Below are 7,299 nucleotides of genomic sequence, written 5' to 3'. Positions count from 1 at the left end.
GCCGTTGCCGCCGGTCTTGAGCAAAGCCTCGCTGGCCTTTTCGGCATCGTCGAGCGAGCCGCCCGAGATGCTGTCGTTCTTCGATGCGTTGCATGCCGCCAATGCCAGTAATGCGCCGCCGACCAGCGCGGTCTTCAAGACCCGTTTCGCCATCCCATTCTCTCCCCACGCCTATGCTTGACGTTAACGTCAAGACTGCGCTGGAAGCCGCGGAGGCGCAAGCGGGAAAATGGGGGGTGTCGGGAGGGGGGCACTCTTATCCTCCCCCTCGATGGGGGAGGCAGCGAGACTTGCCAGCTTGCTGGCTAGTCGCAGCGGTGGGGGTGCGGTCTCGGCCTCAAACGGACGGTGACGTGACGCACTGCCACCCTCATCCAACTTCGCCTAATCGCTGCGCGACAAGGCTTCATATCCTTCTCCCATCAAGGGAGAAGGAATCAGTTCCAAGGCGGCGCGTTCAGACCCTTGGGACTGGCGGTGAAAATCTCGCAGCCGGTTTCCGTGATCCCGATGCTATGCTCGAACTGCGCCGAGAGCGAGCGGTCGCGCGTTACCGCGGTCCAGCCGTCGGGCAGCATCTTCACGGCATATTTTCCCGTATTGATCATCGGCTCGATCGTGAAGAACATGCCCGGGCGGAGTTCGGGGCCGGTGCCGGGACGGCCCGCGTGGACGACTTCGGGCGCGTCATGGAACATCTGGCCGAGCCCGTGGCCGCAGAAATCGCGGACGACCGAATAGCGATGGCGCTCGGCGTGGCTCTGGATCGCGTGGGCGACGTCGCCCATGCGGTTGCCGGGCTTCGCCTGCTCGATCCCGAGCATCAGGCATTCAAAGGTGACGTCGACAAGACGCTTCGCCTTGATCGGCACGTCGCCGACCAGATACATGCGGCTGGTGTCACCGTGCCAGCCGTCGATGATCGTCGTGACGTCGATATTGACGATGTCGCCGTCGCGAAGCGGCTTGTCGTCGGGGATGCCGTGGCAGACGACGTGGTTGATGCTGGTGCAGCAGCTGTGCGTGAAGCCGCGATAGCCGAGCGTCGCCGGAATGCCGCCGCCGTCGAGCATCATCGTGCGGACGAGGTCGTCGATCGCGGCGGTGGTCACCCCCGGCTGGACGAAGGGAACGAGCGCGTCGAGGATTTCGGCCGACAGCCGGCCCGCCTTGCGCATCCCGGCAAAACCCGCCTCGTCATGCAGCTTGATCGTGCCGTCGCGGACGCGGGCGGGCGCCGATGCTTCGTCGGCGGTTACGGAGACATAGTCGTACATGGGGGTGATATAGTCGCTGGCGCTTCAAAAAGCGAGGGGCGGTAATGAAAGCCCCTCCCGCTTGCGGGAGGGGTTTGGGGAGGGGCTGTGGCGTTACAACCCTCCCCGCTGCGACTAGCGAGCAAGCTCGCAAGTCTCGCTGCCCCTCCCGCAAGCGGGAGGGGAGCTATTTGGCTTTACTCCGCCGCCTTCTCGGCTTTGCCTTTCGCCTTTCCCTTCGCGGCCTTGGGCGCGGCGGGGGTGATTTCGAAGGTGAGCGGGTTGCCGACCTTGGCGTCCTCGCCTTCCTTCATCTTCACCTTGACCTCGCCGCCATGAACGAGCTTGCCGAAGAGCAGCTCCTCGGCGAGCGGCTGCTTGATCTTTTCCTGGATCAGGCGGCCCATCGGGCGCGCGCCATAGAGCTTGTCATAGCCCTTGCCGGTCAGCCATTCGCGCGCCGCATCGTCGAGCTGGATGTGGACGTTGCGATCCGCCAGCTGCAGTTCCAATTGCAGGATGAACTTGTCGACGACGCGCGCCACAACCTCGGGCGGCAGATAGCCGAAGGGCACGATCGCATCGAGGCGGTTGCGGAATTCGGGGGTGAACATGCGTTTCACCGCTTCTTCCTGCACATCCTCGCGCGTTGACTGGCCGAAGCCGATCGACTCGCGCGCCATGTCGCTGGCGCCCGCGTTGGTCGTCATGATCAGGATGACGTTGCGGAAGTCGACGGTCTTGCCGTGGTGGTCGGTCAGGCGGCCGTTGTCCATCACCTGCAGCAGGATGTTGAACAGGTCGGGATGCGCCTTTTCGATTTCGTCGAGCAGCAGCACGCAATGCGGATTCTGGTCGATCGCGTCGGTCAGCAATCCGCCCTGATCATAGCCGACATAGCCCGGCGGCGCGCCGATCAGGCGCGACACGCTGTGCCGCTCCATATATTCGGACATGTCGAAGCGCTGGAGCGGGATGCCCATGATGTGCGCGAGCTGCTTCGCGACCTCGGTCTTGCCGACCCCGGTCGGGCCGCTGAACAGGTAATTGCCGATCGGCTTCTCGGGATCGCGGAGGCCCGCGCGGCTCAGCTTGATGGCCGACGACAGCACCTCGATCGCGGTGTTCTGGCCGAAGACGACGCGCTTGAGGTCGGTTTCGAGCGTTTCGAGCACCTTCTTGTCGTCGCTCGACACCGACTTCGGCGGGATGCGCGCCATCGTCGCGATCACCGCCTCGATTTCCTTCGCGGTGATCGTCTTGCGGCGCTTCGACGGCGGCACCAGCATCTGCATCGCCCCGACCTCGTCGATCACGTCGATCGCCTTGTCGGGCAGCTTGCGGTCGTTGATGTAGCGCGACGACAGCTCGACCGCCGCGTTGATCGCGTCGGCGGTGTATTTCACATTATGATGGCTCTCGAACGCTTCGCGAAGGCCCGCGAGGATCTTCTTCGTGTCCTCGATGCTCGGCTCGATCACGTCGATCTTCTGGAACCGGCGCAGCAGCGCGCGGTCCTTTTCGAAGTGGTTGCGGAACTCCTTGTACGTCGTCGAGCCGATGCAGCGGATGACGCCGCCCGACAAAGCGGGCTTCAGCAGGTTCGACGCGTCCATCGCGCCGCCGCTCGTCGCGCCGGCGCCGATCACGGTGTGGATCTCGTCGATGAACAGGATCGCGTGCGGCAGGCCTTCGAGTTCGGACACGACCTGCTTCAGCCGCTCCTCGAAATCGCCCCGATAGCGCGTGCCGGCGAGCAGCGCGCCCATGTCGAGCGAATAGATGACCGCGGGCAGCAGCACCTCGGGCACGTCGCCTTCGACGATCTTGCGCGCAAGCCCTTCGGCGATCGCTGTCTTGCCGACACCGGGGTCGCCGACATAGAGCGGGTTGTTCTTGCTGCGGCGGCAGAGGATCTGGATCGTGCGGTCGACCTCGGCGCCGCGGCCGATCAACGGGTCGACCTTGCCGGTCTTGGCCTTTTCGTTGAGGTTGACGGTGAACTGGTCGAGCGCGGTTTCCTTCTTGGACTTGCCTTCGCTCTTGTCCTTCGTCTCTTCCTTTTCCTCGGGCTCGGCCTGCGGCGAGGGTTTGCCGCCCTTGCCGACGCCGTGGCTGAGATACGAGACCGCGTCGAGGCGGGTCAGGTCCTGCTGCTGCAGGAAATAGACCGCATAGGATTCGCGTTCGGAGAAGAGCGCGACGAGGACGTTGGCGCCCGTTACCTCATCCTTGCCCGACGACTGGACATGCAGGATCGCGCGCTGGACGACGCGCTGGAAGCCACTCGTCGGCGACGGGTCGCTGTGCCCCTCGACCTTCAGGCTGTCGAGTTCGGTGTCGAGATAGTGAACGACCGCCGATTGCAGATCGTCGAGCGCAACGCCGCACGCGCGCATCACTTCGGCGGCATGATCGTCGTCGATCAGCGCATAGAGCAGATGCTCGAGCGTCGCATATTCGTGATGGCGCTCCGAAGCGGCCTTCAGCGCGTTGTGTAGTGTCTTTTCGAGGCTTTCCGAAAAGGACGGCATGGTCTTCATCTCCTTGCGGGGACCAGGCCGGGGAGAGCGGCCCCCTTAGGAACATAAGGTGGCGATGCCGCCGCCACACCGCAAGGGAAAAGCGGCGGCGAATGTGAAATTGCCGTGACACTGTTGTATTATGGTTAACAACCAATAGCCGCGTCGGCGACCGGGCTAGCGTCCTGCGGCGACCGTTTGTGCGTTCTTGCTGCCTGTTGCGAGGCGGAACAGCGGGACCGTGAGCGTCGTCGAAACCAGCGCCAGCGTCACGAGCACGGCAAAGACCGTCGGGGTGATGAGCCCCGCCTGCGCGAGGATCGTCGCGGCGACGATCTCCATCAGTCCCTTGCACTGGAGCAGCAGGCCGAGCCGCGTGCGCTCGGTTCCCGGCAGCCCGGGTTCGGGCGGCGCCAGATGCACCGCCGCCAGCTTGGATGCGCCCGCTATCAATAGCAGGACCATAGAGGCGCCGATGGCGCCCACGGTGACGACCGCGCCGTCGATGCTGAGACCGCGATGTGCAAAGAAGAGGGGGGACAGGCCGAACAGGGCGACCCTGCCGACGAGCTCCGGCCGCAGTCGTTCGGCGAGCGGTTTCGGCGCCATCGCCCCGGCGAAATAGGCGCCGAGCAGTTCGTGCAGTCCCAGCGCCGCGGTGCTCCACGCCCCGGCCGCAAGATAGGAGATGCCCAGCGCGACGGTGATTGCAGGATGGTCGGGCAGGAAGCGGCCGATCCGGCTTCGCAGCGCGACCATCGCCGCGAGGAGGGCTATCGCCGCGAGCGGAAGCCCGCCGCCCGGAAGGGACGCGGCGCCCTCGCCGCGGTGCAGGAAAAGCAGCAGCGCGAGGCCCGACCACAGGATGGCGTCGTCGAGCGCGGCGATGCGCAGCGCGAGATGGCCGAGCGGGCGGTCGGCCATCGGCAGCTCGCGAACAATGCCGACGAGGACGGGCAGCGCGCTCACCGAAAGGCAAAGCCCGATGGCGGCTGCGGACAGCAGCGGCGACACCCCCTGCGGGCGCGCCAGCACTGCGTCCATCGTACCCGAGACTGCCGCCACGAAGCCGACCAGGAACGGCAGCGCGAGCGCGGCGAGCGCGGCGCCGACAAGCCGGCCGTCGAGGCGCGGCGCATGGTCGGCGGTCATCCGCGTTTCGAGCCCGGCACTGAACGCCAGCGCGAGCACGCCGAGCCAGCCGATCGTGTCGCCGAGCGGCGAGGGGCCCAGCGCCGACTTGTCGAAGCCGAAGCGGTCGGCGGCGATCGCGACGGCCAGCCCGGTCAATATCGGCAGCACCGCCATCGGCACCGCACCGCGAACGAGGCGCCAGCAGAGCAGCGGCACCAGCAAGAAGCAGAGCAGGTCGATGACGAACGACATGCGCGGAGACTATCGGTCGGTTCCCCGCGCGACAAGGATTTTGTGAACGTTCTCTACCAGTGCCGTTGCGCTGCGCTCACCCCTTGCGGAACAGCGCCTCGGCGCTCGCTTTGAAGGTTCCCGCGGCCTCCTTGTGCGCCTTCACGCGCGCGATTTCGGCCTCCAGCACCGCGATGCGCTCGTCCAGTTCGGCGACCGACAACGGATCGAGCGGCTGCTTGATCAGCGCCGCGAGCACATCGTCGCGGCGGCGGGGAAGGTCGTCATCGTCCATGGTACGTCCTCTCTCGCGGATCCCTGATTGGGCGCGACTGTTGACCCGTGTCGTACCTCTGTCAATAAGGCGCGCCAAGGGACGACTTCATCTGTGGGGGATTAACCAGCGTGACCAGCCTGCCAGCCGAAATGACCGTGATCGCGATCCGCGAGCCGGGCGGACCCGAGGTGCTGGTTCCCGAAACCCGGCCCGTGCCGCAGCCCGGTCCGGGCGAGGTGCTGATCCGCGTCGCCGCTGCCGGGGTGAACCGTCCCGACGTGTTGCAACGCATGGGCTTTTATCCGCCGCCGCCGGGTGCTTCGGACCTGCCGGGACTCGAGGTCGCGGGCGTCGTCGTTGCGGTCGGGCCGGCTGGCGATCGCGAACTGCTGGGCCAGTCGGTGTGTGCGCTCGTCGCGGGCGGCGGCTACGCCGAATATTGCGTCGCGCCGGGGGGAAGCTGCCTGCCGGTGCCGCAGGGCTTTTCGATGGAAGAGGCGGCGGCGCTGCCCGAAACCGTGTTCACCGTCTGGCACAATCTGTTCGAGCGCGCCTATGTCCGCGACGGCGAGACCGCGCTGATCCACGGCGGCACCAGCGGCATCGGCACGACCGCGATCGGGCTGTGCAAGCTGTTCGGGATCCGCACGATCGTCACCTGCGGCAGTGCAGACAAGTGCGCCGCCGCGACGGCGCTCGGCGCGACCCACGCGATCGACTATTCGGCAGAGGATTATGTCGAGGCGGTGAAGGGTCTGACCGGCGGCAAGGGGGTCGAGGTCGTGCTCGACATGGTCGGCGGCGACTATGTGCCGCGCAACCTCGAATGTCTCGCCGACGACGGGCGCCATGTCTCGATCGCCTTCCAGCGCGGCGCGAAGGCCGAGGTCGATGTGTCGCAGATCATGCGCCGCCGCCTGACGCTGACCGGCTCGACGCTCCGCGCGCGGAGCGCCGAGTTCAAGGCGCTGCTGGCCGACGAGATTCACCGGACGCTCTGGCCGCGCCTGTCCGAAGGCGGCTGGAAGCCCGCGATGGACCAGAGCTTTCCGCTCGCCGAAGCCGCCGCCGCACATGCACGGATGCAGGCGGGCGCGCATGTCGGAAAAATTGTGTTGAGGCTGTCCTGATCCGGCGCCGTCCTGGTGCAGGGGGCGACAGCGAAAGGAAACAGGGGATGAGCGGCCAGCCTGTCCTTCACGAATATGCGCCGAGCGGAAATTGCTACAAGATCCGGCTGACCGCGGCGCTTCTGGGTATCGCGCTCGAGCGGCGCGAATATGACATCATGAAGGGCGAGACGCGGACGCCGGCGTTTCTGGCGACGGTCAATGCCAACGGCCGCATCCCGGTGCTCCAGATCGGCGACCAATTCCTGCCCGAAAGCAATGCCGCCTGTTTCTGGCTGGGCGACGGCTCGCGCCTTGTTCCGGGCGACCGCTTCGCACGCGCCGACATGCTGCGCTGGATGTTCTGGGAGCAGTATAATCACGAACCGAATGTCGCGACCCTGCGCTTCTGGACGGGGTGGATCGGCGAGGCGAATTTGACCGATGCCCAGCGGGCGCTGCTGCCCGGCAAGATCGAGGCGGGGAAGGCCGCGCTGGCGCTGATGGACGAGCATCTGGCGAAGAACGACTGGCTCGCGGGCGGGGCGCTCTCGCTCGCCGATATCGCGCTTTATGCCTATACGCATGTCGCGGAGGAGGGCGGCTTCTTCGCGCTCGCCGATTATCCGGCGGTGCAGCGCTGGGTCGCGCGGATCGAGGCCGAGCCGGGCTATGTGGCGATGGGGGCATAGCTGAAGGTCCGGAAACGACCGGAAGTTGTCCTTCCTTGTCTCGTCACCCCGGACTTGATCCGGGGTCCATTCGCGCAG

Annotated in this window: 6 protein-coding genes; 2 read left to right on the top strand and 4 right to left on the bottom strand. The window is 66.0% G+C overall.

Features of this window, described 5'->3' with window-relative positions; all coding sequences use genetic code 11:
• Window positions 1-437: 437 nt before the first annotated feature.
• From map to J1N50_RS14260, 4 genes are all read right to left on the bottom strand, one after another.
• A complete protein-coding gene (map, locus tag J1N50_RS14275) occupies window positions 438-1,277 on the bottom strand; it encodes a type I methionyl aminopeptidase (RefSeq protein ID WP_215354761.1) in 840 nt (279 codons plus the stop codon).
• A gap of 176 nt (window positions 1,278-1,453) precedes the next feature.
• Window positions 1,454-3,790 (bottom strand): ATP-dependent Clp protease ATP-binding subunit ClpA, encoded by a 2,337-nt coding sequence (clpA, locus tag J1N50_RS14270; protein ID WP_215354746.1) that lies wholly within the window; start codon window positions 3,788-3,790, stop codon window positions 1,454-1,456.
• Window positions 3,791-3,955: 165 nt separating this feature from the next.
• Window positions 3,956-5,164, bottom strand: coding sequence for a cation:proton antiporter (locus J1N50_RS14265; RefSeq protein WP_215354744.1), 1,209 nt, complete (start codon window positions 5,162-5,164; stop codon window positions 3,956-3,958).
• A 76-nt stretch (window positions 5,165-5,240) separates the two neighbouring features.
• A complete protein-coding gene (locus J1N50_RS14260; RefSeq protein ID WP_215354742.1) occupies window positions 5,241-5,438 on the bottom strand; it encodes a DUF1192 domain-containing protein in 198 nt (65 codons plus the stop codon).
• Between the two features lie 110 nt (window positions 5,439-5,548).
• Here J1N50_RS14260 and J1N50_RS14255 point away from each other — a divergent pair, with 110 nt between their 5' ends.
• Both J1N50_RS14255 and J1N50_RS14250 read left to right on the top strand, forming a co-directional pair.
• Window positions 5,549-6,550: an NAD(P)H-quinone oxidoreductase gene (locus J1N50_RS14255; RefSeq protein WP_343227891.1), complete on the top strand. Its 1,002-nt coding sequence runs from the start codon at window positions 5,549-5,551 to the stop codon at window positions 6,548-6,550.
• 47 nt (window positions 6,551-6,597) lie between these two features.
• Window positions 6,598-7,221, top strand: a complete 624-nt coding sequence (locus J1N50_RS14250) for a glutathione S-transferase family protein (RefSeq protein ID WP_215354739.1) — start codon at window positions 6,598-6,600, stop codon at window positions 7,219-7,221.
• The last annotated feature ends 78 nt before the right edge of the window (window positions 7,222-7,299 follow it).

Origin of the sequence: Sphingopyxis soli (assembly GCF_018682675.1) — a bacterium.
Lineage (GTDB): Bacteria > Pseudomonadota > Alphaproteobacteria > Sphingomonadales > Sphingomonadaceae > Sphingopyxis > Sphingopyxis soli.
This window is presented reverse-complemented; position numbering and strand designations above follow the sequence as displayed.